Genomic DNA, 26189 nt, shown 5'->3' with positions numbered 1-26189 from the left:
ATAGCAGGCGAGGGCAAGGTCAGGCGACGGTGGTCAGCTCGACGAGATCAGCGAGGACTTCGGAGGCGGTGACCGCGTCCAGCTCGGAGAACGGCAGGGGGCGGGACTCGGTCCGCCAGCTGAGGTCGGTGCCCTGGTTGAGCCAGACACGTTCGATGCGCTGCTCGGGCCAGTAACCGATGTCACCGACGACGATGCCCGGATCAAGGCTGATGACGAGGGCTGCTCCGCCGGGCAGTTCCCGGAGGACGCTGACCTGGATGCCGTTGTCCTCGGCGCTGCCTCGCTGCCAGCCGCGCCGTTCCATGCCGACCAGCCTGCCGACCGGCACGGTGACGTCGTGGAAGCGTGCCAGCTCGGTGCCCGCGCGCTCCTCCTCGGTCAGCGCGTACGTGGGGCGGCTCAGCTGCGGGAAGGGCTGGACGATCTCGTAGTCGTCGAACACCTCGGCCCAGGCCTCCAGGTTGCCGGACAACTGGAGCGGGTGGGCCACCCCCACCCAGGCCGTCTCGGTCAGGGTCAGCTCGTCGTCCTGGAGGTCGGCGAACGACCGATCCTCGGCGACGCGCAACGTGCGGCCGTCCTCGGTGATCCACACCAGCCGCCGGGCGACGTGCCACACCAGCGGATGCCCGACGATCAGAGTCCGGAACTCCTCGGCGGTCCACCGCCGCTGCGCGACCATGGCCCGTTCGAAGCGCCGGAGCTGCTCGTCGGCCACAGTCCGGACGTCCTTCTTCAAGGTGGCGAACCGCTTGTATGCGGCCGGGGCCAGCTCCTGGTCGTCGCGGACGCCCGGCTTGGGAAGGCTCGCGCGCCGCTGCCCGGTGTCGTCGATGACGTACGGCTTGAGCTGCTCGTCGAAGCCCACAGTGAAGCCGCGCGGGCCGTAGTCGAGGAAGGTCCCGCCCGTCTCATCCAGCGCGAAGTCGGGAACGAGCCGGTCACCGAGCTGTTCGGGGCTCAATCCGATTTCTTCGGCCAGGGCATTGATCCGCTCCTGCGCCTTCGTCCTGATGCCCTTGTACTTGACCTTGGTGGCGATGCCGTGGAGATGCATCAGCGCCACCTCGGTGCCGATCGCGAGCAGGGCGTCTAGGCCCCTGACCGCCTTGTGGTGGCCGCCGTCGCCCGGCCAGGCGCGGATCACCGGCGTGAGTCTGCGCACCGTCTCGTCGTCGCCGAACAACCCGAGGGCCGTCAGCACCCAGTTGCGTTCTTCCGCGCTGTAGCTCTGCTCACGCAGGCCCGACAGCTCGAACAGCCGCCAGGCGAGTTCGGCGAGGCAGGCGGGGTCGCAGATCTCCTTGACGACGTCGATGCCCGCGTACGGCTTGTCGGGCTTGGAGATGGAAAGCATGGAGACGATGTGGTCGAGCGCATCGGTGGGAAGCGCCAGGCCGTTCTCCCGAAGGAGCACCTGGGGAAGGATGTACGGATCCTGCCAGACCTCCCGCCGCGGCATCTCAGCCGGAAGGTCGTTCAGAGGGTCAGAGGCGAGCAGCGTCTTGGCCGCTTTAGCGGCCTTGACACCGTATTCACCGGCCACCTCGAGGACTCCTTCCTCACCCTCAGCCGCGGCAATGCGCCGAAGGGAGGCTTCCGCCTTGAAACGCTGTGGGCCGGTCTTTCCCAGCGCGATGGGGATGAGGGCGCGGATCGCCGCTCGTTCCTCTGACTCTCCCGGCACCGTGAGCGGTTGGAGTCCCTTGACGGTCACTCGCTTGAACGTGGGACGCTCGCGCGTCCACGGCGGCTCGACGAGCAGCCGTGGCAGGGACTCCGCCGAAGCCTCCGGCACCCATCCGGCCGCCAGCTCGTCGATCGACTCAACGACCTCGCGGACCGCGGCGGGCAGCCGCGGCAGAACGGCGGCGGTGACGTCGGGACGGGCCGCCACATGGTCGCGCAGCAGCCGGACGGCGTGGGCGGAGATCGGCGCGGGGCCCGATGCGGCCGCCTTGCCGAGCAGCCGCACTGCACGCCCGGGAAAATGGCGGGCCGTCTCGATCACGGCCTTGTGCACGTGCGGCCGGTCAAGGCGGTCCACCAGAAGCCGGAACGCCTCGTCCGTCGCGAGTACACCGAGCGCCCGCAACAACTCCTGCGGGGCGCGTCCGATCTCGGTCTCTTCGTCGGCGACGGTGGCCAGCGTCGAGGCCAGCGCCGGACCGACGCCGTCGACGGCCGTGGGGAGCACACCCGGCCTGCCGTCGAGCCAGGACCATCCGCTCTGACCGGCGAGCAGCGTGGCGAGATGGTCGGCCGACCCCATCGTGCGCAGCACCATCATCCATGTGTCCGGCTGCAATTGGGGCAGGGTCGCGCAGAGTTCGTCGACCCACGCGGTCTGCGTCGGCACCAGGTACGCGGCGGCCAGACGTCGCATGCCGTCCTGGCGGCGCTCGCCCAGCGCCTCGACGACCCGCTGGTACTCCAGCTCGTCGGCGGCCGCGAGAAAGGCGCGAGTGCGGGCCGCGACCAGGGCGAGGCAGTCCAGACCGCGGTTGTAACAGGGGTCCTGCTTGTCCAGACGGCGGCCCCGGAGATGGCGCCATTGCTTCCGTTCCCGCCATTCGTAACCGTCGACGAAGACACCGCTGAGTTCGACCGTGGCCTCGGCGGCGAACACCAGGCCGTGCTCGCCGATCCACGCGTCCGCGAAGGTGGCATAGGGTTCCTCGCCGTACTCGTGGTCGTTCCCTAGGAACCACTCCGCGGCGAGGACGGCCGCGAGCACGGCGGCGCCCTGCGGGTTTGTCTCTCCCTGCATGTGCGCGCGTGCGGATCCGGCAAGGTCCCTTCGACTCTGCTGGTTGTCGAGCAGATAGTCGATCTCGTCGCGCATCTCTTTTACCCACTGCTGAACGGTGGAGGCAGCGTCCGGGGCGAGTTCGAGCAAGGGTCCGGGCGTCCCGCCACGACGTGGATGGAGAGTGGCGCGCCAATCATCAGGAAGGATGAGCAGATCCTCGTTCTGGGGCATGCGGAGCAAGCTAGCGCCAACGCCCGACAAGATCATGCAAAACCGCGATCATCGACAGACGCCGGTGCCGCAAACCTCGCCCGGTGAGAGTCCCTGCCTGGAAGCGGTACTCGATCGGGCGTCCACCCACCGTTCCAATGGACGTGAACGGGGCTTACCGCTCGACGCCATCGAGGGCCTTGCCAGCCGCCATGGGCTCGGCTGCGCTGCCCCACACGTCTCCGTCGCGTCCGGGGCCGGCCCCGCGCCCCGGATGTTAACGCGAAGGGAGACATTTCTCAGCTTTGGCGTTACCTTGGCGTGAACCTAACAGGCGATCTTGATAACGACTCATTCTCTGATGAGGGTGACGGACGGAAGGGAAGCGCCTAGGTGGGCAGAAACGTAGAGGTCGGGCCTGCTCTGAGCGATCCGGGCAGGCGGCGCTTCCTGGGGTACTCCGGGATCGGGGCGCTGGCACTGGCGTTCGGGCCGTTGCAGGCAGAGCCGTCGACCCTGACTCGTGAGGTGTCCCGGTTCAAGGACAATCCGTTCAGCCTCGGCATCGCGTCCGGCGATCCGTTGCCCGACTCGGTCGTGCTGTGGACGCGGCTGGCACCGGAACCGCTGGCCTCGCTCGGCGGCATGGAGCCGCACCGCGTCCCCGTCCGCTGGCAGGTCGCCGAGGACGCGAGGTTCCGCCGGGTCGTCCGGCAGGGAACGGCGGCCGCAAGGCCGGAGTACGCGCACTCGGTGCACGTCGACGTGCGCGGCCTGCGGCCCGGACGGGAATACTTCTACCGGTTCAAGACGGGTAACGAGGTCTCACCGACCGGACGGACCAAGACCGCCCCCGCGCCCTGGGCGACGGCGAGCGCGTTCACCTTCGGGATGGTGTCGTGTCAAGCATGGTTCGACGGTTACTACACCGCGTACGGCCACCTGGCCAAGGAAGATCTCGACCTGGTCGTTCATCTCGGTGACTACCTGTACGAATACGGCGTGCAGACCAATGGCGGCAGGCCGGACACACCGGTGCCGGGCAAGTTCCACACCCCCACCGTTCACCTGTCGGACTATCGCGACCGGTACGCGCTCTACAAGCTCGACCCGGAGCTGCAGGCAGCGCACGCCAGGGCACCGTGGCTCGTCACCTGGGACGACCACGAGGTCGTCGACAACTATGCCGACCTCGCCCACCCATCAGCGCCGCCGGAGGACTTCCTCGTCCGCCGCGCCAACGCGTACCGGGCGTACTGGGAGCACATGCCACTGCGGGCACTGGAGCCGGCCGGTCAGAACATGTCGCTGTACCGCCGGTTCACCTTCGGCCGGCTGCTGGAGTTCAGCGTCCTGGACACCCGCCAGTACCGCAGTGACCAAGCGTGCGGCGACGGTCTGAAGACCGACTGCGAGCAGCGGCTGGACCCGTCCCGGACGCTGCTCGGCGACGCCCAGGAGGCGTGGCTGCTGGGCGGTCTCGAACGCTCGCAGGCGAAGTGGAACGTTCTGGCGCAGCAGATGATGCTGTCGCAGGTCGACTTCAACACCAACCCCGGGCAGGCGTTCGGGATGGACCTGTGGGACGGGTACAAGCCCTCGCGGGACCGGCTGCTGAACGGGATCGTCGAGCGGAAGGCGAGCAATCCGATCGTGCTGTCGGGCGACTTCCACCGCAGCATGGCCGCGAACGTCAAACAGGACTTCGACGACCCCGCGTCCCCCACCATCGCGACGGAGTTCCTCGGTTCGTCCATCTCGTCCGGCATGGATGGGGCGGACATGGACGAGTTCGGCTCGCAGTTTCTCGCAGCCAACGACCACATCCGCTTCTACAACGGGCAGCGCGGTTACATGACGTTCAACGTCACGCCCGACACCTGGAACGCGTCCTACCGTGTCGTGCCGTACGTCCGGGAACGCGGCGCGCCCGTGTTCACCCGCGCGAGCTTCGCCGTCGAGGACGGCAAGCCCGGCCTGCAGGCCGACTCCAAGAGCGCGGCACGCGGCAGGAAATACCTGTCCGCCTCCGAGGTCGAGCCTCCCGAGCCGCTGAAGGGGAACCACAAGTGAGCGTTCGCAAAATCATCGCACTGCTGGCCGTGTCGCTCACGGCGGTCGCCGGTGTCGCCCTGTACGTCGGCACGGCCTCCGCCGCCAGGCAGGGACGCGGGCCGGTCACGATGACGGTGCAGTCCGGGACGCTGGACGTGCTCGCCGCCCCGTGCGGAGGCAGGCCGCTGGTGGTCGACCTCGCCAACTCCGGCTCCCAGGGCGCGTACGTCGACGTGTTCATCACGCCGGAACGTCCACTCGTCACCTCGCATGACGTCATCTCGACCTACGTGCCGCCCAACGACAACGTCGTCCTCCGAGCACAGGTCTCCGCGCCGATCGGCTCCGCCGGAGGGACACACGACGTGTCGCTGCGGCTGGGTCCGCGCGGGGCTCGGCAGCAGGCGGCCGTCACGGTCACGCCGAAGCCGTCCGGGCCGGGCGCCAACCTCGCCCTCGGCGGTCCCGTCAGCGCCTCGTCCACGCACGGCAACTTCCACGTCTGCGGCGGCGTGGACGGCAACACCAACTCCGACGACTGGTCCACGCGGACCGGCTGGAACGACAGCACGCGCGCGGCGTTCCCGGACACCTACACGGTCGAGTTCGGCGGCCCGCAGCCGATCGACCGGATCGTCCTGTACACGCTGGACTCCGTACGCTACCCCGCTGCCCGCAACGGCTTGCGGGACTTCGACGTCCAGGTGCTCGGCAGCGGCGGCGAGTGGACGACGGTGTCGAGCGTCCGCGGCAACACCACGGGCCGACTGGAGTTTTCGCCCGATCCGGTGGTTTCCACCTCGTCCGTACGCGTCGTCGCGCTCGCGTCCAACAGCGGTGACTACTCCCGCATCATCGAACTGGAGGTCTACCAGGACTCGTAATCGCCGCGCCCTTCACGGTCTCGGTGGCGTTCGACGCAGCGGTTCAGATGGACGGGCTCGGCGGTGGTCGGTTCGTAGTCCAATTCGTCCCTTCCCGGGCGTCGATCGGGCATGATCATAAGGTGGAGACAAACGAGGAGTACGCACCGCCCGGGATCGATGTGAGTACCCCCAGCCCCGCCCGCATTTACGACGTCTTCCTCGGTGGGAAGGACAACTTCGCGGTCGACCGCGCTGCGGCGAAGGTGGCGACGGAGGCGGGGCCGGACGTGCCGCGGGCGGCACGGGAGAACCGGGCCTTTCTCGGACGGGCCGTGCGGCTCGCCGTGGAGTCGGGGATCACCCAGTTCATCGATCTCGGGACCGGGCTGCCCACGCAGGGCAACGTGCACGAGGTCGCGCAGGCGCTCGCCCCCGACGCGCGGGTGGTCTATGTCGACAATGACCCGATCGTGCTGGTGCATGCGCGGGCCCTGCTGTCTCCCTCCGACACGACGGTCGTCATCCAGGCCGACGCCCGGAAGCCGGCGGAGATCCTCGACAACCCGCGGGTCCGTGCGCTCATCGACTTCGACCGGCCGGTGGCCGTTCTCATGCTGGCGATCCTGCACTTCGCCGAGGACGAGGAGGCACGGAACACCATCGCGGCCTTCCATGACGCCATCGTCCCGGGCAGCCTGCTGATCATGTCGCACAGCACCGTCGAGGGGCATCCGGAGAGCGGCGGCGAGGTCGTGAAGGCCTGGAAGAACGCGACCGTGCAGATCCACAGCCGAACCCGGGACGAAGTGACAGCCCTGTTCCAGGGATTCGACCTCCTGGAGCCCGGGGTCGTGTGGGTACCGGAGTGGCGGCCCGACCACCCGGGCGAGGGCACCCGGTGGATGTACGCGGGAGTCGGCCGCCGCCGCTAGTCAACGGAAAACCCCCGCTCATCGAGCAGGGGTTCCGTTTGCCGCAACGTACTCAGCTCTCCCAGGGCTCCGCGAAGCCCTTGTAGGTGCCATCGCGGGTGGTCAGGTGGACCCACTGGTCGGTGTACTCCTGGAACTCCTCGTCGCCCCGCGGGAGCAGATACGCCTTCTCGGCGAAGGTGAACGGCTTGTCCGGGTTGATCGCACAGAGCTCGGGGTGGAGCTTGGCCTGGTACTTCGTCTCACTCCCGTCCGTCATCATCACATCGGCGCGACCGGCCACGATCTCGTCGAAGATGGTGTTGTTGTCGGGATGGGTGATGATGGTGGCGTTGCGAATGTTCGCCTTGGCGAACTTCTCGTTGGTTCCGCCGGGGTTGACGATGACGCGCACTCCGGCCTGGTCGATCTTGGCCAGGGAGTCGTATTTGTCCTTGTCGGCGCAGCGGGCGATCGGCGCCTTGCCATCGACCAGGTAGGGCTCGCTGAAGTACGCCTTCTGCGCCCTGGCCAGGGTCACGGAGATGCCGCCCATGCCGATGTCACACTTGCCCGCCGTGAAGTCGTCCATGAGCTTGGTCCAGGTGGTCGTCACGAAGTCGGCCTTCACGCCAAGGCTGGCAGCCAGGTGCTTGGCCATGTCGATGTCGATGCCGGTGTAAGCGCCGGTCTTGGGGTCCCGATAGGTGAACGGCCGGTAGTCCCCGGTGGTGCACACCCGGAGCACTCCTCGCCGCGGCACCTTGTCCAGCAGGGTGGCCTTGCTGTGCCCGCCGGGAGCGGCTTTCGCGGGGGCGGTCGTGGTGGGGGCGGCAGTGGCGGTGGCGGTGGTGAAGGCGGCGGTGAAGGTGAGGGCCAGGGCTGCTACGGCAGTTCTGCGGCGCATGGTTCTCCTCCTGTTTCGTAGCGGGGGGCAAAGGCAGGCATGGACGGAGGAACATCCCCATGCCGCGTGCCGCGGCGGGGAGCGATGGCCCGGGATCGTACCAGCGGAAATCCCGAAAACGGGAGGTAGAACGGGCGCGCCGTCCAGCGGTACGGCGCCCGCACGGCCGGACCCCTCGTAAATCAGGAGGACGATCGCTATTGATCACTTTGTGGGCGATCCCATAGCTTTGCCGCCTAATCCGTCTGCAGTACGCGTATGGAAGGAACCCTCCGCGTGACTGGACTCAGCCGCCGCCGCGTTCTCGGTACTTCAGCCCTCACCGCCGGTGCGGCACTCACCGCGGTATCGACCGCCTCGCCCGCATCCGCCGCCACCGCCTCTGCCGACGTCGTCGTGATCGGCGGCGGGCTGGCCGGCCTGACGGCCGCCCGCAATCTCATCGCGGCCGGCAAGTCGGTGATCCTGCTGGAGGCCCGCGACCGGGTCGGCGGCAGGGTCTACAACATGCCCATCGGGGACGGCACCACCAGCGAGGGCGGCGCCGAGTTCATCGGCCCCACCCAGGACCGGATCGCCGCCCTGGCCACGGACATGGGCGTGGCGACCTTCAAGACGTACAACACCGGCAACAACGTCTATTGGCGCAACGGCGCCAAGTCCACCTACGCGGCCGGCGAACTGCCGCCCGACCCGGACCTGGCCGATCTCTTCCCCGCCCTGCAACAGCTCGGAACGATCGCGGCAAGCGAGATCACGCCGGGCCGGCCGTGGACAGCGGCGAAAGCCGAGGAGTATGACAGCCAGAGCTTCTACACCTGGTCGCGCGCCAACACGACGACCGACGGTGCCCGCGTGCTGCTGGACGAGTTCATCAGTTCGTCTCTGTCAGTCCGTTCCAAGGACGTGTCGCTGCTGTACGTCCTGAACTACATCGCCTCGGCCGGCAACGAGGGCAACTACGGCACCATCGACCGGCTGATCAACGTCGCCGGCGGCGCCCAGGAAAGCCGGTTCGTGGGCGGCTCGGCGCTGGTGCCTCTCAAACTGGCGGCCAAGCTCGGCCGCGTGGTCAAGTACAGCGCGCCGGCCCGTAAGGTGACGGTCGCCAGCGGCAAGGTGACCGTCGTGGCCGACGGGATCACCGTGACCGCCAAACGGGTGATCGTCGCCATGGCGCCCGCGATGGCCGCGAAGATCGACTTCGAGCCGGCCCTGCCGGCGTCGCGGGCGCAGCTCATGCAGCGCTATCCGATGGGGTCGGTCGCCAAGTTCGTGGCCGTCTACGACACGCCGTTCTGGCGGGCCGACGGGCTCACCGGCCAGGCGGTCAGCGACATCGGCCCGATCGACGCGACCTTCGACAACAGCCCGCCGGACGCCTCCCAGGGCATCCTCATGGGTTTCGTCAGTCAGTCGAACATGCGGAAGCTGGACAGTGCGTCGTCCGCCGACTTCGCCAAGGCCTGTCTGGGCAGCTTCGTCAAGTACTTCGGCGCCAAGGCCGCCAGCCCGAAGCAGACGGCGTTCCAGCGCTGGGACAACGAACTCTGGAGCGGCGGCGGCCCGGTCGGCGTCGCCGCGTCCGGCGTGCTGACCGAGTTCGGCCAGGCCCTGGCGCAGCCCACCGGCCTGATCCACTGGGCGGGTACGGAGACCTCCGACTACTGGACCGGCTACATGGACGGCGCGGTGCGCTCAGGTGAGCGGGTGGCCAAGGAGGTCGCCGCCCAGTTGTAGACACAGGTACGGCCCGCTCCGCGCGCCGGTGCGGGTCGTACCTGATGCCACGGCCCCTGGTTTCTCCGTGACCTGCGGGTTCCGGTCAGCGTGCCAGGTAGCCGCCGTCGACGGCGAGGGCGTGGCCGATCGTGAACGACGACTCCTCCGAGCACAGCCAGAGGGCGGCCCTCGCGATCTCAGCCGGCTGGCCGAAGCGGCCGAGCAGGCTGAGCCGATCCGCCACCTCGGCGGGATTCCGGCCGCGCTCCTTGATCGCGGCATCGAGCATGGGGGTGGCGATCGCGCCGGGGCAGATGGCGTTGATCCGGATGCCGGCGGCGGCGTAGTCGACGGCCGCCGCGCGGGTGAGGCCGAGCACGCCGTGCTTGGTCGCGGTGTAGACGGCCTGGTGCGGCTGGGGCCGGAAGGAGTTGACGGAGGCGATGTTGACGATCGCCCCGCCGGTGTCCTGCTCCAGCATCCGGTTGATCTCGGATCTCATGCACAGGAACACCGACCTGAGGTTGACGCGCAGCAGCCTGTCGACGATCTCCTCGTCGCATGCGGCCAGCGGGGCGGTCTCCGGTCCGATCGCGGCGGCGTTGACGGCACAGTCGAGGCGGCCGAACGCCGTCACCGTCTCGTCGATCATGTGCTGGACGTCGGTGGCGTCGCCGACGTCGACGGGCATGAAGCGGGCCCGCCCGCCGGCCTGCTCGATGAGGCGGGCCGTCTCCCGTCCCTCATCGGCCGCCACGTCCGCGACGGTCACGCTCGCCCCCGCCTCGGCGAACGCCAGCGCCGTCGCACGGCCGATGCCACCGGCCGCACCGGTGACCACGGCCGTCCTGCCGTGGAAGGGGGGCGTCATGGCGTCTCCTCGGCGGTGAGCTTGGCGGCGGCGTGGCGTCCCGCGATGTATCCGAAGACGATGGCGGGCCCGAGTGTGCCGCCGGCTCCGCCATAGGTCATGTGCATGACGGAGGCCATGGTGTTGCCGGCGGCGTAGAGGCCGGGAATGGCCCGGCCGTCGACGTCGAGGACGCGTGCGCTGGTGTCCGTGCGCGGTCCGCCCTTGGTCCCGAGAGTGCCGCTGCGGACGCGCACTGCATAGAACGGCGCGGTGTCCAGCGGGCCGATCGTCGAAGTGGCGGTGTCACCGAGCGCCGGATCGCCCCACCACCGGTCGGTGACGGTGTCACCCCGGCCGAAGTCGGGGTCGGCGCCGGCGGCGGCATGGCGGTTCCACCGTTCGACGGTCTCCGTCAGCGTCCCTGGCTGGATGTCCAGGGCGCGGGCGAGCGCGTCGACGGACGGCGCCTCGATCATCCAGCCGGGCGTGGGACAGTCTGGACGGTGGCCGGCCAGGCCGTAGCGGGTGAGGTAGTGGTGGTCGAAGACCATCCAGGCGGGATGGTTGACGTAGTCGAACGTGGTGACGTCCAGCACGTGGAAGGCCGCCCCCAGCGCGTTGTAGTTGGCCGCCTCGTTCGTGAAGCGCCGCCCGGCACGGTTGACCAGGATGCAGTGGGGTTTGGACCGCTCACCGTTGACCTGCCACGGCACCCTTCCGGCCTGGGGGTGATCGATATCGATCGTCGGTACCCACCAGGCCTCCCGCATGTTGCCGAGGCTTGCGCCGACGCGCATGGCCATCCGCAGCCCGTCGCCGGTGTTGGCCGGGGTCGAGACCGGACGCTCCATCGGGCCGCGCAGGAAGGCGCGGACGAGCTCGGCGTCGCCTTCGAAACCGCCGGTCGCGAGGACCACCCCGGCCGTCGCCCGGACGAGGAGCGGGCCGGTGGGCGTCTCGAAACGGACGCCCGTGACCTGCCCGTCGTCGACGATGAGCTCCACCGCCCTGCTGTCGGTGCGAGGTTCGATGCCGCGGTCCAGGCATCCGGCCAGCAGGGCGCCGGCCAGGCCCTGTCCCGCGCCGCGCTCGTCCTGGATCCGCCGGCGGGCCAGTTCCTCCTCCGGCACGCCGCCGGGCGCGCCCCGGCCGAGGGAGGTCTCGCCCATCATGATGTTGCCGGTGAGCTGGTAGCCGGTGGTGACCCGTGCCGCCCACGGACCGAGACGGTCGAACGGGAACAGCAGGGTCTCCAGCGAGCGGCCGCCGCCGCGTTTGGCGCCCGGGTGTTCGGAGTGGTAGTCGGGGAAGCCCGGGATGACGCGGAACTCGACCGGGGTCTTGGCCTCCAGCCAGGAGACCGCCTCGGGCCCGGTGTCGACGAAGGCGGCTGCGAGATCGTGATCCATCAGGCCGTTCGAGAGCGATTCCAGGTAGGTCAGGGCCTGTGTGCGGTCGTCGTCGTCCAGGCCCAGGTCGGCCATGTGCGGGTTGCCGGGGATCCAGACCATCCCGCCGGACCAGGCCGTCGTTCCGCCGACCTGGGACGCCTTCTCGAAGAGGCCGACACGGGCTCCCCCGTCGTGGGCGGCCAGCGCCGCGGTGAGGCCCGCGGCGCCGGTGCCGAGCACGACGACGTCATAGGTTTCCATGCTGGTGCCTCCATCAGTACGCTGCGGTGCCGCCGTCGATGCTGAGCATCGCGCCGGTGATGCCCGCGCCGGCGTCGGACGCGAGCAAGACCGCGACGGCGGCGACCTCCTCGACCGTGTTCGGCCGTTTGATCGCCGAGTCCTGGACGTACATCTCGATCAGCTGCTCGTAGGTGATGCCCATGGCCTCGGCGGTCCGCGGGCCGTTCTCCTTGACGATGTCGGTGATGATGATGCCGGGGCACAGCGCGTTGACCGTGATCCCCTCCGTGCCGACCTCCTTGGCGACCGACTTGGTGAACCCGTTGATGGCGTGCTTGGCGGTGACGTAGGGGGTGATGACGGGTTTGCCGTGCTTGCCTTCAACGGAGGAGATGTTGATGACACGGCCCCACTTGCGCGGCAGCATGAGGCGCAGCGCCGCCCGGGTGGCGTAGAACGTGGAGTACAGGTTCCACTTCATGTGGAGGTCCCAGTCCTCGTCGGTGAGCTCGACGACCGGGGCGAGCCTGGCCGCCCCGCCGGCGTTGTTGACGAGGATGTCGAGCCGTCCGAACGTGTCGACGGCGGTCGCGATCAGCCGCTCGATGTCGTCCTTGTCGTTGACGTCGCCCCGGCAGAACACGGCACGGTCTCCCGCGCCGAGTTCGGCCAGCGCCTTCTCGCCCTTCTCCGGGCTGCGGCCGTTGATGACGACGCGGGCGCCCTCAGCGAGGAAGGCGGCCGCGATGGCCTTGCCGATGCCGGCCGTGCCTCCGGTGATGACGGCGACCTTGTCCTGCAGTTTCATGATCTCTCCTGGGTCAGAGGTCGAGGGGTCAGAGGTCGAGCACGGTCACGGTTCCGGTGGAGCCGTCGACCTCGACGAGGGCTCCGGTGGGGATGCGCCGGGTGGCGTCCTGGACGCCGGCCGCGCAGGGGATGCCCAGCTCCCGGCTGACGATCATGGCGTGGCTGCCCATCGACCCGGTGTCGACGACCACACCGGCCGATGCCATGAATAGGGGCGTCCAGGACGGATCGGTCTGGGGAGCGACCAGGATCTCGCCGGGTTCGAACTCGGCGATCTGGGAGATGTCGGTCACGACCCGCGCCCTTCCGCGGACCACGCCGCCGGAGGCCGGGGCTCCCTGCAGCACGTCTCCAGCTCGCGCCGACGCGTGCTCGGCGTCGCGGCGGGAGGACAGCTGCTCCAGCGGGGGCAGGGGGCTGTTCGCGTCGATGAAGGTCGGAAGTTCCAGCCCGAACAGGGCCTGCCACTCCTTCTCGCGGCGCGCAAGCGTCTCCTTCAGCTCCTGCGGCTCGGCGACGAGGCCGTCGAGTTCGTCCTCAAGCGCCATGAAGACCTGCCGCGGGCCGTCCAGGTGGCCCGCCTCGTGCAGCCTTCGCCCGACCTCCAGCAGGGCGACGCGGGCCTCGTGCAGCACCTTGACGGCGTTGGTCTTGCCGCGCTCGCGGAAGGCCGCGAAGCGCCGCGCCGAGGCCACGGCCATGCGGAGGGTCTGCCTGGCGGTCTCGTCGTCACCGACGATCTCGAGCGCGCGGTCCATCGCCGCCTGGGTGTCCTCGGCCTGACGCCGCTGCCGGGCGACGGGCGAGGCGTCCTCGCCCAGGTGGCGCAGCCGGTCGACGAGCGCCAGGACCAGTTCGGGCCGCGTCTCCCAGCTGTCGGCGCCGATGTCCCACTCCCCCGGCCCCCGGTAGCCGAACTCGCGCAGGAATCCCCGGAACCTTCCGGCGAAGTCCGGGTGACCGGAGTCGATCCGTGCCGCCAGCCCCTCCACGCCGCCGTCGAACGTCGCGGTGAGGCCCGGGTCCGCCCAGACCTCACGCGACAGTTCCCAGAGCGCGTAGGACGGGGCCGCGGAATCGACGTCCCCGGCCTTGCCGATCAGCCGCACCAGCAGGGAGGGGTCGGCCGCGCCGACCAGGGCGCCGATCACGCCCGGCCCGATCGCCGCCTGGTTGCTGCCGATGGTCTCGCCGCGCCACATCAGCCGCTCGATCGGCATCACCGACCGGGCGCGCGCGACCAGGGCCGCGAGCGACAGCTCCGGCAGATCCGGCCGTTCGGCGCGGACCCGGTCGGCGATCCTCTGCTCCTCCTCGATCTCCGGGACGGACGTGGTGGTCAGCGCCCACTGCGTGCGCGCCGCCATCAGCTCCGACAGCTCCTCGTTGACGTCGTCCTGGTGAGGCACGTGCGGGGGTGCGTCCGGGTGGGCGAAGAAGGCGGCGTCGATGGCGTCCGCCCCGATGCCGGCCCGGATGCCGATGACCCGCACGCTGGACTGGTTGACATAGAGGTGCCCGTAGAAGATCCCGCCGACAGCGGCCCCTGCGGGATCCAGCTCGGACGGCCGGAAGGCGTCGAGCGCGAAGTAGCCTGCGGCCCAGCCCGGGAAGATGTGCGGGCGCCAGGCGAGGCTGGCGCCGAGCGGCGTGAGCGGATCGGGCAGTACGTCGGCGGCGTTCAGCCTGGTGTAGATGGGAAAGCGCGCGTTCGGCGCCGTGTCCCAGGACGACGCGGTGTTCTCTGGTGGCATCTGGTCCTCCTGCCGGTCGGTGGTGGGAGGAGATCCGGGGTCCGCCCCGGGTCTCCGGGGGTGTTCAGGGGACGATGCCGCCGCCGACGGTGACGACCTCGCCGTGCAGGTACGGGACCTCGTCGCTGAGGATCCACGCGGCGGTCGCGGCGACCTCATCGGGCGTTGCGTAACGGCCGAGCGGCACCTGCTGCTCCATCGCCGTCTTGAAATCCGCGGCGCCGACTCCCGCGAGGGTGCCCAGTCCGTCTTCGAGCGAGCGCATCATGCGGGTGTCGACCACGCCGGGGGCCAGGGTGTTCACCCGGATGCCCTGGGCGCCGACCTCCTTGGCCAGGCAGCGCGCCAGGCCGTGCACAGCGTGCTTGGAGGCGTTGTAGACGGACGTGCCGGGAGTGCCCATGAGCGCGGCGATGGAGGCGGTGAACAGCAGCCCGCCCCCGCCTCCCTGTTCGGTGAAGCGCCGTACGGCCGCCTGCGCGCAGAGGAACACGCCGCGGACGTTCACGGCGAAGACACGGTCGTAGTCGGCGATGTCGAGTTCGGCGACCGGACGCACCCTGCACTCCACTCCGGCGTTGGCGTGGAACAGGTCGAGCCGTCCCGAGGTCTCCACCGCCGCGTCCACGCATGCCGTGGCGCCCTCCGGCGTGGTCACGTCGGCGGTCACCGGGACCACACCGTCGCCGAGCTTGCCGGCCAGGTCCTCGACGGCGGACCCGTCGATGTCGGCCGCGACGACGGTGCAGCCCTCCTCGGCCAGCCGCCGGCAGACCGCGGCGCCGATCTCGCCGGCGGCGCCTGTCACGACCGCGGTCTTGCCCGCCAGTCCCTTGAGCATGATGATCTTCCCTTCGCAGACGACCCGCCGGGGGTCAGCCGATCTTCCAGAGCTTCGTGAACGCGTCGGCGTAGCCCGGGTAGCCGACGTAGTAGCCGCCCGAGTCGAGCGGGACCGACCGGACGTTGTCCTTGGTGATGAGCTGGGTCGGCAGCAGGGTCTTGTTGGCGGTGTCGAGGCTGTCGCCGTTGAAGTGCCGGACCAGCATGTCGACGTCGCGCCAGCCGAGGACCGTGGCGGCGAAGCCGGTCCAGACCTCCTCGGTGCCGGCCTTGAGCGCCGCGATGTTGGCGGGCGAGGGCGTCTCCCCGCCGATCTTGACCTTCCCGGTGAGACCGGCGGCCCGCAGCGCCGCGGGCACGCCCAGGGTGAGGTCGCCGATGGAGAAGATCGCCCAGTTGACGCTCGGGTCACGCTGGATCGTGCTGACCACGCTCTGCGGCGTCTTGGTGCCCAGGTCGCTGATCTGCTGGTTGACCACCGTCACCTTGCACGACGCGCAGGCCGAGGTCAGCGCCTGCTTGAAGTTGTCGGTGAAGGTGGTGAGGATCGGATAGCCGCTGATGGTGAAGACCGCGGCGTGCGCCTTGCCGCCGCCGTGCGCGGCGACGTACTGGCCGACCATCTTCCCGTACTGCGCCACCTGGGGGACGCTGTCCAGCGAGGTGGAGATGATCCCGGGCTGCACGGGGTCGGTGATGCTCTCGCCGAGGACCGGGATGCCCTGGGCCTTGGCCCGTTCAAGCTGGGCTCGCAGCAGCGCCACCGGTGTGCCGGAGAAGACGATCGCGTCGGGCTTCATGGCCAGCGCCTGGTCGAACGCCGTGCCGGCGTCCTCGGGGCCGGTGCCCTCGGGGATGACCTGGACGCGCCAGCCGAGCGCCTTGCCGGCTTCGACGATGCCGAGGTTCTTGACGTGGGTGACCGGCTGCGGGCTCTCCGGGACGGCGATGAGCTTGCCCGTGGGCGGCCGCTTGGACACCGGCTCGGTGAGTTCGATGCCGGTGGGATTCTTCAGCAGCTGTGCGACGGCGGCCTTGGCCTGGTCCACGGCGGCGACGTCGACGGTACCGGCGGTGCCCGCGTCCGAGTCGCCGCACGCGGCCGTCGCCGCCAGAACCGACGCGAGGGTGGCCGCGATCAGCGGCCGCTTGAAGTTGATCATTGCTCCTCTTCCGTGGGGGTGAGTGGTCCCCGTGGCGGGCGGGGGAACAAAGGCGGGAGCGTGCCGGACCGGGCCGGCGGCGGGGTCAGGTGCGGCGTGCCGAGCGGCCGGCGAGCGCGACCGCGACGACGAGCGCGAGCCCGTTGAACAGGTCGTTGACGAACACCGGCGCACCGGCCAGTTGCAGTCCCTTCACGCCCGTCGCGAGCAGGTAGATGGCGACGAGCGTGCCGAGGACGTTGACGCGGCCCGCCCTGATCTGGGTCGATCCCAGGAAGACCGCGCTGAAGGCCGGCAGCAGGTAGGGCAGGCCGACGTCATAGGAGGCGGAGCCGAGCTTGCTCGCCAGGACGACTCCGGTGAAGGCGGCCACGGTGGCCGAGGCGAGCAGCGCGCCGAACACCAGGCGCCGGTCGCGCACACCGGCCAGCCGCGCCGCCTGCGGGTTGCCGCCCACCGCGTACAGGTAGCGGCCGACGGTGGTGTGCTCGATGACGATGTAGACGACGGCGGCGAGCGCCAGCATCAGGTAGAAGGGCAGCGGCAGGCCCCACCATTGGAACCCGCCGAAGTCGAGGAAGTTCACCGAGACGCCCTCGACGATCTGCTGGCCGTTGGTCACCCAGTACGCGGCGCCGGCCAGGACGCTGCTGACCCCCAGGGTGCCGATGAACGAGTTGACCCGCAGCTCGACGACGATGAACCCGTTGAGGGCCCCGATCCCGGCTCCGACCGCGACGGTGATGAGCGCGGCCAGCAGTGCGTTGACCCCGTGCACCTGCAGCCACATCACCACGGTGACCGCGAACCCCATGGTCGCCGCGCACGACAGGTCGAAGACCCCGGCCGCCAGTGGCAGGACGAGCCCGATCGCCAGCATCGCGGTGATCGCCTGGTCGCCCGCCACGATACGGGCGTTGGCAATGGTCAGGAAGGTGTCCGGCACCCAGACGGCGAAGATCGCGATGGCCGCCGCCCAGACGTACAGGCCGCTGAAGCGCTCGAGGCCAAGGTGAGGCATGCGCCGGGGGCGGCCGGGCGGGGCCGGGGACTTCTGCGCGACCTGCCCGTGGCCATCGGTCCTCGGCTCGGCTGCGTCTGTGGTCATGTGCACTCCTCGGCCCTGTCGCCGCTCGGCGGTTCGGACAACGTGACGGACGGCCCGGCGCGCCGGCTCAGGCGGACGCCTTGCGGACGGTCAGGGCGGTGATCCGGCCGGCATCCAGATCGGGACGGTGCAGTTCCTCGGCGGCGCGGCCGCCGAGGAGCACGATGACCCGCCCGCACAGGCGGGCGAGCTCGGTGTCGTCGCTGCTGGCGACCACCACGGCGGCGCCCCCGGCCGCGGCCCGGTCGACCAGGGCGTGGATCTCCTCCTTCGCCCCGACGTCCACGCCCTGGGTGGGTTCGTCGAGGAGCAGCACGCGCGGGGTGCGGCGCAGCCAGCGCGCGAGCACGACCTTCTGCTGGTTGCCGCCCGACAGCGCGGCCAGCCGCCGCTCGGTCCCGGGCGGCCGGACGTCCAGCCGCTCCAGCCAGGCGGCGACGTCGCTCCTCTCGCGGCCGCGGCTCAGCAGGCCGTGCCGGCGGAACGGGCCGTGATCGGCGATCGACACGTTCTCCCGGAGCGAGTGTTCGAGGAACGCGGCGTTGGCGTGCCGCTCGGCGGGCACCAGCCCGATCCCGGCCGCCATGGACAGGTCGGGCCGCGACGGCGGCAGCGCGGTCCCGGCGACCGTCACCGTGCCCCCGCGCGGGACTCCCCCGAAGATCGCCGAGGTGATCTCCTCCCTGCCCGAGCCGGTGATCCCGGCTATGCCGACCACCTCGCCGGCGCGCATCTCGAAGGAGACCCCCGCCAGCACCGCGCCGGTCAGCTCCGACACCGTCACGACCACCTCGCCGGCCGTGCCGGGGACGGCGGCCGGGGCGTCGTACTGTTCCAGCCGGCGCCCGATCATGAGTTCCACCAGGGCGTTCTCCTCGAGCCCGGAGACGGGCACGGTGGCCACGTGCCGGCCGTCGCGCAGCACCGACACGGTGTCGCAGAGCCCGAAGACCTCGTCGAGGTGGTGGGAGACGAACAGCACGGCGACTCCCGAGTCACGGACGGAGCGCACGAGGGAGAACAGCCGCTCCACCTCGGTGTCCGGCAGGTTCGCGGTGGGCTCGTCCAGGACGAGGACGCGCGGCGGCGTGGCGTGCCGCGAGAGGGCGCGCGCGACCGCCACCGCCGTGCGCTCGCTGACCGACAGCTCGCCCAGCGGCCGCCGGACGCTGAAGTGGTAGCCGAGCCGTTCCAGGGCCGAGCGGGCCGCCGCGCGCTCCCGCCGCCAGCGGACGAGCCCGGTGGGACCGGTCTCGTAGCCGCGGCCCAGGGCGAGGTTGTCGACCGTGTCCAGGGTCGGCACGAGCCCGAGATCCTGGTGGACGAAGCGCAGCCCCGCGGCGTCGCCCGCGCCGGGGGCGCCGAGGGGCAGTGCCGTGCCCGCGACCTCCACCGTCGCGCCGGGGTCGGGGGCGTGGTAGCCGGCCAGCACCTTGATGAGGGTCGACTTGCCGGAGCCGTTCTGGCCCACAAGGCCGCGGATCTCACCGGGGGCGATGTCCAGATCGACGTCCGCGAGGGCCCGCTGACCCGGAAAGCTCTTCGAGAGCCCCTTCACCCGTAGGGCTGGTCCCGGCATACGCCCTCCCGGAATCCCGGTCCGGCTCGACTTACTTGAGAGCCGTTAGTGTTTGTGATGTGGGACACAGTAACCGGGCACTACCGGCCGCGCAATCAGCTGAGGCCGAGAATTTTCAGGCTCCACCAGGGATAACTCAATCAACCACGACAGAATCGCCCACCCGGCGACCACCCCGGCCGAGCCGACCGAGCCGAACTCTCGCCTAGACCGGCGGTGAAATCCGAGGTCAGTTACTGATGTCGACTATTAGTTACCTGGTGGTTCGGGTCAGGTCGAGCCGGTCACGGGCGCCGTCCCCGGCTCGGGTGGGAGGAACTGGCCGGTCCGGGCCGACACACCGCCGTCCACCGGGATGACCGCGCCGGTCAGGAAGCTCGCGGCCGGCGACACCAGAAAGGCGATCACTTCGGCGACCTCCGCGGCCTCGCCCCAGCGCTGCAGCGGCACCGCCCGGCGGAGCGCCTCGTAGCGTTCGGGCTGCGCCTCCCGCAGCCGGCGGGTCATGGTGGTGTGCACCGGCCCCGGGCAGACGACGTTCACCCTGACGCCCTCCACCGCCAGGTCGACGGCCAGGCAGCGGGCGAGGTTGATCGCGCCGGCCTTGGACATGCCGTACGACCAGCGGTTCGGCTCGCCGCCCAGGCCGGAGACGGAGGCCGTCACCACGGCGGAGCCGCCGCCCGCGCGGCGCAGCGCCGGAAGGGCGGACCTCATGCCCAGCACCACGCCGAAGGCGTTGACCGCGAACACCCGCCGTACCGTGTCCAGGTCCAGCGTTTCGAGGGGTCCCGACCCCGGCATGCCGGCATTGAGCACGACGGCGTCGAGCCGCCCGAAACGGCTCTCGGCGACCTCGACCGCGCGGAGATTGACGGCTTCGTCGGCGACGTCGCCGCAGACCGTCTCGGCGTTCGGCTCGGCCGAGAGCCGGGACATGGCCGCGGCGTCCCGGTCGAGGCCGACGACCCGGTGGCCGCGGGAGAGCAGGAGTTCGGCGGTCGCCCGGCCGATGCCCGAACCGGCACCGGTCACCAGAGCGACCGGAGAGGTCACCTCGGACTGCATGTGCTTTCGCTCCCTTCCAGACGAGCACCGATCGGGGGCCTCAGCGGCCGGACAGCCGCGCGACGACGGGCGCGAAGTCGTCCAGGACCGCCTCGCCCACGGTCACGTAGGAGAAGCCGTACTCGGCACGGCGGCGTTCGAGCTCCTCACAGATCGCGTCCACCGACCCCACCAGCGCGTGCGGGAACTCGCGGAGCCGTTCGGCGTCCAGCCCGGTGCGCGCCGTCAGCGCCTGGACACCGGGGCCCGTTCCCGACTCGACGGCCACGAAGTAGGCGGCGATCTCCAGCGTGAGTTCGCCGAAGCGCTCTCCCGCCCCGGACCGCACCCAGTCCAGCTTGCGCCGGGTCTGCTCGGCTGTGGACGACGCGACGCTGTCCGGCCCCAGGACGCCGGAGGCGTTGTTGAAGTTGACGCTCACGATGTCGGCCCGGGCACCGGCCAGCCTCAGGACACGCGGCGCCCCGCCGCCCACCATGATCGGTGGTGGCCGCTCGATCGCGGGCACCGCGGTGAAGCCGGTGGCGTGCACGTGTTCCCCCCGCACGTCGACAGGGCCGCCGGCGAAGCACTGCCGCACCAGCTCCAGTGTCTCTTCGAGCCGGTCGATGCGCTCAGCGGCACTCGGGAACGGCAGGCCCATGGCGTCGTACTCCGCCGCTAGCCAGCCCGCGCCCAGTCCCAGCTGGAACCTGCCCTCCGAAAGCAGTTGGAGAGTGGCGGCCTCCTTGGCCAGGACGACCGGGTGGTGATAGCCGGTGCACAGAACCCGGGCGCCGACCTCCAGCGTCGACGTCACCGCGGTGGCCACCGCGATCGCCGGCACGGCGGCCAGCACCTGCACCGAGTGCCCCGTGGAGTCGAGCGCCGGTCCGGGGCCGATGTAGTGATCGGGCACCTGCAGGCTCGTGTAGCCCAGCGCCTCGACCCGGCGGGCCAGCTCCCGCCAGTGCCGCGCGGACGTCGAACGGTAGGCCTGGCAGGCGAAGCGGAAGGGGCGCGCGCTCATGACCGCCGCTCCGCCGCGCGGGCCCGCCCGGACGAGGTCCGGCCGGGCGGAAGGTCAGCTCCCATGGCCGGGAGTATGACCCAGTTTCTTTATCATGGCTACAGTTTCTCCCGCAGTTTTGTGGCGGCGCCCCGCAAGCGGCCGGCTCCGGCTGGGAGGTGCGACGGGATCCGGATTCGGCACCCGGGCACCGCACCCGCCTCCGATCGCGTCGGAGCCGTGCCGCCGCGCATGCCCCGCCGGGCCCGGCGGCGACGGCCTCGCCCGCGGCACTCCCGGTGATCGTCGGCCGGGAGGCTGGCACACGGCCGCCGACCTGGTGTTCCATGGAGTACCGACGTCCTGGAACGCGCATGGTTCCCGGCCCTCCGGACGCGGCTGCTTACTAGATCGAACCTCCAAAAAGTAGCGACGAGTTTCTTGACGTCGAGTTCGCTAACGCGGCACGATGCCTTCACCACCCGATGTAATCCACGTCACTCATTCCCACCACCACCCACCCAGGTCACGTCGCCCCCGTGCCGTGACCCCGCCAGCCCCGGGCCCACCGCGGGGCCGGAGAGGAGCGCGACATGCCCGCCATGCCAGCCACCGGCAGCGTCGGCCGGTCCGCCACGCCCCTGGCCGAGGACTGCTCCGCCGAACTGGTCGAGCTCGCCGTCCGCGGGATGCACCGCGGACCCGTGACCCCGCAATTGGAGACCCTGGCCGAGCAGGGGCTCGCGGTGATCAAGGGTGCGCTGGCGATGCCGACCCCCCAGGGCACCGAACTGGCGGGTGAGATGCTGCGGCTGCCCTCCGGTTCCGCCGAGGAGCGACGGGTCCGCGCCCTGTACGAGGCGTTCCTGCCGATCAACCGGCGCCTGCGCGACGTGTGCACCACCTGGCAGTGCCGCCCGGACGGGAGCGCCAACGACCACTCGGACGCCGCCTACGACGCCGCGGTCCGAGACGACCTCGACGACGTCCACGAGGCGGTCGCGCCCGTGCTGCGGCGGCTGGCACCGGTGTTGCCCCGCATCGGCGGATACCTGACGCGGCTGGAGGCGGCGCTGGAGCGGCTCGACGACGGCGACCACTCCTGGATGGCCTCACCGATGGTCGACTCGTACCACACGGTCTGGATGCACCTCCACCAGGAGCTGCTGCTGGCCCTGGGCGTCAGCCGCGCCGAGGACGCCGAGCTCGAGGAGCGCCTGGTCGCCGAAACCAGGGACGCCGGTTGAGCGTCTCCGGCCGGGCGTCCTGGGCGGGCACGTCACTCGGGCACGGGCTGATCCCCTACGGGCAGGGACGCGCCCGCGGGCTGGACGCCGCCACGCTCGGCACGCACGGGGGCCAGATGGACGAGCTCATCTCCCTGGGCCTGCCCATGGTCGCCGGGCTGACCGTGCCGGTCGCCGACGCCGCGTCCCTCACCGATCCGCACGTCGCCACGGCCGCCGTCGAGCTGCTCCAGCAGCTGGCCGGGCGGCGGCTCGCCCACGGTGAGCGTCCGATGCTGGTGCGGCTCACCGCCAGCGCCCCCGTCCCGGTCGCAGGGCTGCCGCCCGATCTGCCGGTGGTGGGGCTGGCTCCGCACAACCGCGATGCCGTGATGAAGGTCATCGGACGTGACCAGGTGCTGCACGAGGTGTGGGCGGCGATGCTGCGCAGCATCGGAGAGCACGGCCTGGGCGTGGCCGGGGCGGCGATGGACGACCTGATGCTCGACGTGACCGACCCGTACGAGCAGGTGCCCGCGCTGCTGGAACTCATCGCCGCCGAGGCCGCCGCGCCGTTTCCCGACGATCCGGCCGGCCAGCTCTCGGTGGCGGCTCGCGCCATGCTGGCCCGCTGGCAGACACCACGGGCCAAGCGCGCGCGGCGCACCCAGAAGCTGCCCGCTGACCTGCCGCTGGCACTGCACGTCCAAGCGCTCGCGCTGGGCCCGTGGGACCTGTCCGGCTTCGGCACTGCCACCAGCCGCGATGCGGAGACCGGTGCCTTCCGTCCCACTGGCACGTTCTACCGGGGTGTGCGCCGCAGCACGCCCCGCCCACCCCGGCCCGAGGACTTGTCGGCGGTGCCGGGCGGCGTGGGGCTTCTGGAGAGCGCGCTGCTCACGCTGGAACAGCACTTCGCGGCGCCCGCCACCCTGGACTTCGAGTTGCGAGACGGCGAACTGGCGCTGCTGTCGGCCCGGCCTGACCGGGCCGCCGCCCTGGCCAACATCTGCCTGGCCGTGGATCTGGTCGACGCGGGCGCCCGCGACGAGCGCGCGGCAGTCCGGCAGGTCCGGCCCGCCGACGTGCAGGAGTTGCTGCATCCCCGGCTCAGGTTGACCGGCACCGAGACCGAACTCGTGCGAGGACTGCCCGCCTCCGCCGGGGCGGCGTGCGGTGAGATGGTCCTGTCCAGCGACGCGGCGGTGTCCCGGGCCGACGAGGGCGTCCCTGTCGTGCTGGTCGCCACAGAGACCACGCCGGCCGATCTGCCCGGCATGCTGGCCTCCGCCGGGGTGATCACCACCGCCGGCGGGCTGGCCTCGCACGCCGCGGTGGTGGCGCGCGGCGTGGGGGTGCCCGCCGTCTGCGGAGCCGGCGGGCTGCGGATCGACGCCGCGTCCGGCACCGCGACGGCCGGAGGCGAGACGCTGCGAGAGGGCGACATGGTGGCCCTGGACGGGCGGACCGGAGCGGTCTACGCGGGCCCGGTCGAGATCAGTGCCGCCCGTCCGCCACGCGAGCTGCAGACCGTGCTCGGCTGGGCGGACACGCTGCGCAAGCTCGGCGTGCGCGCCAACGCCGACACCGGGCGGGACGCCCGGACGGCGGTGGAGCTCGGGGCCGAGGGCATCGGGCTGTGCCGCACCGAGCACCAGTTCCTCGGCGAGCGGCTGCCCTTGATCCGGCGGGTCATCCTGGCCGCCGATCCCGAGGCGGAACGGCGGGCGCTGGACGCGCTGGCGGAGGCCCAGCGGGAGGACTTCCGCGAACTGCTGCGCGGAATCGGCTCCCGGCCCGTCACCGTGCGGCTGCTGGACGCGCCAATGCACGAGTTCCTGCCCGCGCCCGGCCACGCCGGCGACGCCGAGGCCGAGGAGCGCGCCGAGGAACTGCGCGAGGCCAACCCCATGCTCGGGGTGCGCGGCGTACGGCTGGCCCTGCTGCACGACCGGCTCTACCCGGCTCAGGCCGAGGCGCTGTTCGGCGCCTGGCTCGATGTGCGCGCCGAGGGCGTCGAGCCGGAGCTCGAGGTGATGATCCCGCTGGTGAGCCTGCCCGAGGAACTGACCGCTGCCGCCCGGCAGGTCCGCGCCGCCGCCGAGGCTGTGGCGGCGCGGGCGGGCATCGACGTCACCGCCCTCCCGTACCGGATCGGCAGCATGGTGGAGACGCCGCGCGCGGCCTTGCTGGCCGGGGAGCTGGCGCGTACCGCGCAGTTCCTGTCCTTCGGGACCAACGACCTGACCCAGCTCACCTACGGCTTCTCGCGCGACGACGTCGAGCGGCGGGTCCTGGAGCCGTACGTGGCGGGCGGGCTGCTGGCCGCGAGCCCGTTCGAGCGGCTCGACGCCGACGGGGTCGGCGCGCTGATCGAGATCGCCGTCCAGCGGGCCCGGGCGGTGCGTCCGGGCATCAAGCTCGGCCTGTGCGGCGAGCACGGCGGCGACCCGGCCTCGATCGAGCTGTGCGACCGGCTGGGCCTGGACTACGTGTCCTGCTCACCCGGCCGGGTGCCGATCGCCCGCCTGGCCGCCGCCCAGGCGACCTGCGCCGCTCAGGAAGACAGGACCTCATGACCACGGGCACCTCGCAGTCCGCCACCGCGCAGACCGGCACCGCGCAGACCGGCACCTCGACGTTGGACGACGAGGAGCTGGAGGCTCTGCGGGACACTGTCCGCGAGGTCTGTGCCGACGCGGGCGGGACGACGGCCGTCCGCGAGCTGGACGAGAGCGGGCGGGGATACGACGAGCGGCTGTGGCGTGTGCTCGCCCAGGAAGTGGGACTCGCCGGGCTGGGCCTGCCCGAGCCGTACGGCGTCGGTGGCCTGGCCGAACTGGCCGTGGTCTGCGAAGAGCTGGGCCGAGTGCTCGCGCCGGTGCCGTTCCTGGGCTCGACCGTGCTGGCGGGCCAGGTGCTCGCCCGGTGCGGCCCGCTCGCCACGACTGCCCTCAAGGACGTGGCCGAGGGGCGGGTGCACGCGCTGGCCGTCGCCGACGCCGACGGCGTATGGCGCCCGGAGGGCCTGGCGGTGACCGCGCACCCGGCCGTGAACGGCTGGCGACTGACCGGGATGAGCCCGTTCGTGCTCGACGGCACCGGCGCCACCGGGTTCGTCGTCGCGGCGACCGGGCCGGACGGCGTGGACGTGTTCACCGTGGCCGCCGGCGCCCCGGGCGTGACGGCGCAGCCCACCCCATGCCTCGACCTGAGCCGTTCCCAGGCGATGCTGCTGCTGGACGACACCCCGGCCATCCGCGTCACAGTCGGCGGAACCGGCGCGGCGGCGGTCACCGAAGGTCTCGACCTGGCGCTGGTGGCCCTGTCGGCCGAACAGCTCGGTGGCGCCCAGGCGTGCCTGGACATGACCGTCGCCTATACCTGTGAGCGCACCCAGTTCGGCCGGGCCATCGGCAGCTTCCAGGCGGTCAAGCACCGCTGCGCCGACATGCTGCTGCAGGTGGAGACCGCCCGGTCGGCGGTGCTGCGCGGGGTGGCCGTCGAGGACGACCCGCCTGCCCTGGCGGAGGCCGCGGCAGTGGCGCAGAGCTGGTGCTGCGAGGCCTACACCTGGGTGGCCGAGGAGACCGTGCAGCTCCACGGCGGCATCGGCTTCACCTGGGAACACGACGCGCACCTGTACTTCCGGCGGGCGGTGGCCGACGCCGCGCTGCTCGGCGGTTCCGCCCATCACCGCGAACAGCTCGCCCGGCTGCTGGGCTGGTAATGCGCGG

At 71.0% G+C, this 26189-nt stretch carries 19 protein-coding genes; 7 read left to right on the top strand and 12 right to left on the bottom strand.

The window, feature by feature from the left end; genetic code table 11:
- Positions 1-19: 19 nt before the first annotated feature.
- Complete coding sequence (locus ACH34W_RS18435) at positions 20-2986, bottom strand: DUF4132 domain-containing protein (protein WP_395962129.1); 2967 nt, start codon at positions 2984-2986, stop codon at positions 20-22.
- Positions 2987-3358: 372 nt separating this feature from the next.
- Between ACH34W_RS18435 and ACH34W_RS18430 the strand changes: the two genes are divergently transcribed.
- The 3 genes from ACH34W_RS18430 (at position 3359) to ACH34W_RS18420 (ending at position 6818) form a co-directional block, all read left to right on the top strand.
- A complete protein-coding gene (locus ACH34W_RS18430; RefSeq protein ID WP_395962128.1) occupies positions 3359-5038 on the top strand; it encodes an alkaline phosphatase D family protein in 1680 nt (559 codons plus the stop codon).
- Entirely contained in the window at positions 5035-5904 is an 870-nt protein-coding gene (locus ACH34W_RS18425) for a discoidin domain-containing protein (protein ID WP_395962127.1), read from the top strand. The genes ACH34W_RS18430 and ACH34W_RS18425 overlap by 4 nt, the downstream gene beginning before the upstream one ends.
- 122 nt (positions 5905-6026) lie before the next feature.
- Positions 6027-6818: an SAM-dependent methyltransferase gene (locus tag ACH34W_RS18420; protein WP_395962126.1), complete on the top strand. Its 792-nt coding sequence runs from the start codon at positions 6027-6029 to the stop codon at positions 6816-6818.
- A 52-nt stretch (positions 6819-6870) separates the two neighbouring features.
- On the opposite strand, the gene ACH34W_RS18415 is transcribed toward ACH34W_RS18420, so the two are convergent.
- Positions 6871-7704: a transporter substrate-binding domain-containing protein gene (locus ACH34W_RS18415; RefSeq protein WP_395962125.1), complete on the bottom strand. Its 834-nt coding sequence runs from the start codon at positions 7702-7704 to the stop codon at positions 6871-6873.
- A gap of 276 nt (positions 7705-7980) precedes the next feature.
- Between ACH34W_RS18415 and ACH34W_RS18410 the strand changes: the two genes are divergently transcribed.
- Positions 7981-9444 (top strand): flavin monoamine oxidase family protein, encoded by a 1464-nt coding sequence (locus ACH34W_RS18410; RefSeq protein ID WP_395962124.1) that lies wholly within the window; start codon positions 7981-7983, stop codon positions 9442-9444.
- Between the two features lie 85 nt (positions 9445-9529).
- On the opposite strand, the gene ACH34W_RS18405 is transcribed toward ACH34W_RS18410, so the two are convergent.
- The 10 genes from ACH34W_RS18405 to ACH34W_RS18360 all read right to left on the bottom strand — a co-directional run bounded on the left by ACH34W_RS18405 (position 9530) and on the right by ACH34W_RS18360 (position 21247).
- A complete protein-coding gene (locus ACH34W_RS18405; protein WP_395962123.1) occupies positions 9530-10297 on the bottom strand; it encodes a glucose 1-dehydrogenase in 768 nt (255 codons plus the stop codon).
- A complete protein-coding gene (locus tag ACH34W_RS18400; protein ID WP_395962122.1) occupies positions 10294-11931 on the bottom strand; it encodes an FAD-dependent oxidoreductase in 1638 nt (545 codons plus the stop codon). Before ACH34W_RS18400 ends, ACH34W_RS18405 begins: the two co-directional genes overlap by 4 nt.
- 13 nt (positions 11932-11944) lie before the next feature.
- Positions 11945-12721 carry an SDR family NAD(P)-dependent oxidoreductase gene (locus tag ACH34W_RS18395; protein WP_395962121.1) on the bottom strand — a complete coding sequence of 259 codons (777 nt, stop codon included), beginning with the start codon at positions 12719-12721 and terminating at the stop codon, positions 11945-11947.
- 28 nt (positions 12722-12749) lie between these two features.
- On the bottom strand, positions 12750-14477 hold the full coding sequence (locus tag ACH34W_RS18390) for a PEP-utilizing enzyme (protein WP_395962120.1): 1728 nt from the start codon (positions 14475-14477) through the stop codon (positions 12750-12752).
- Positions 14478-14541: 64 nt separating this feature from the next.
- Positions 14542-15318 carry an SDR family NAD(P)-dependent oxidoreductase gene (locus ACH34W_RS18385; protein WP_395962119.1) on the bottom strand — a complete coding sequence of 259 codons (777 nt, stop codon included), beginning with the start codon at positions 15316-15318 and terminating at the stop codon, positions 14542-14544.
- Between the two features lie 34 nt (positions 15319-15352).
- Complete coding sequence (locus ACH34W_RS18380) at positions 15353-16483, bottom strand: sugar ABC transporter substrate-binding protein (RefSeq protein WP_395962118.1); 1131 nt, start codon at positions 16481-16483, stop codon at positions 15353-15355.
- Positions 16484-16568: 85 nt separating this feature from the next.
- Complete coding sequence (locus ACH34W_RS18375) at positions 16569-17591, bottom strand: ABC transporter permease (RefSeq protein WP_395962117.1); 1023 nt, start codon at positions 17589-17591, stop codon at positions 16569-16571.
- Positions 17592-17658: 67 nt separating this feature from the next.
- A complete protein-coding gene (locus ACH34W_RS18370; RefSeq protein ID WP_395962116.1) occupies positions 17659-19170 on the bottom strand; it encodes a sugar ABC transporter ATP-binding protein in 1512 nt (503 codons plus the stop codon).
- A 270-nt stretch (positions 19171-19440) separates the two neighbouring features.
- On the bottom strand, positions 19441-20238 hold the full coding sequence (locus ACH34W_RS18365; protein ID WP_395962115.1) for an SDR family NAD(P)-dependent oxidoreductase: 798 nt from the start codon (positions 20236-20238) through the stop codon (positions 19441-19443).
- A 40-nt stretch (positions 20239-20278) separates the two neighbouring features.
- A complete protein-coding gene (locus ACH34W_RS18360; RefSeq protein ID WP_395962114.1) occupies positions 20279-21247 on the bottom strand; it encodes a TIGR03621 family F420-dependent LLM class oxidoreductase in 969 nt (322 codons plus the stop codon).
- Positions 21248-21819: 572 nt separating this feature from the next.
- On the opposite strand from ACH34W_RS18360, the gene ACH34W_RS18355 reads away from it, so the two are divergent.
- The 3 genes from ACH34W_RS18355 to ACH34W_RS18345 are packed head-to-tail and all read left to right on the top strand — an operon-like array spanning position 21820 to position 26182.
- On the top strand, positions 21820-22473 hold the full coding sequence (locus ACH34W_RS18355) for a MarR family transcriptional regulator (RefSeq protein ID WP_395962113.1): 654 nt from the start codon (positions 21820-21822) through the stop codon (positions 22471-22473).
- Positions 22470-25031 (top strand): putative PEP-binding protein, encoded by a 2562-nt coding sequence (locus ACH34W_RS18350; protein WP_395962112.1) that lies wholly within the window; start codon positions 22470-22472, stop codon positions 25029-25031. Before ACH34W_RS18355 ends, ACH34W_RS18350 begins: the two co-directional genes overlap by 4 nt.
- Complete coding sequence (locus tag ACH34W_RS18345; RefSeq protein ID WP_395962111.1) at positions 25028-26182, top strand: acyl-CoA dehydrogenase family protein; 1155 nt, start codon at positions 25028-25030, stop codon at positions 26180-26182. The genes ACH34W_RS18350 and ACH34W_RS18345 overlap by 4 nt, the downstream gene beginning before the upstream one ends.
- Positions 26183-26189 lie beyond the last annotated feature (7 nt).

It is taken from the genome of Actinomadura sp. 6N118 (assembly GCF_044326415.1).
Classification (GTDB): Bacteria; Actinomycetota; Actinomycetes; order Streptosporangiales; family Streptosporangiaceae; genus Spirillospora.
This window is presented reverse-complemented; position numbering and strand designations above follow the sequence as displayed.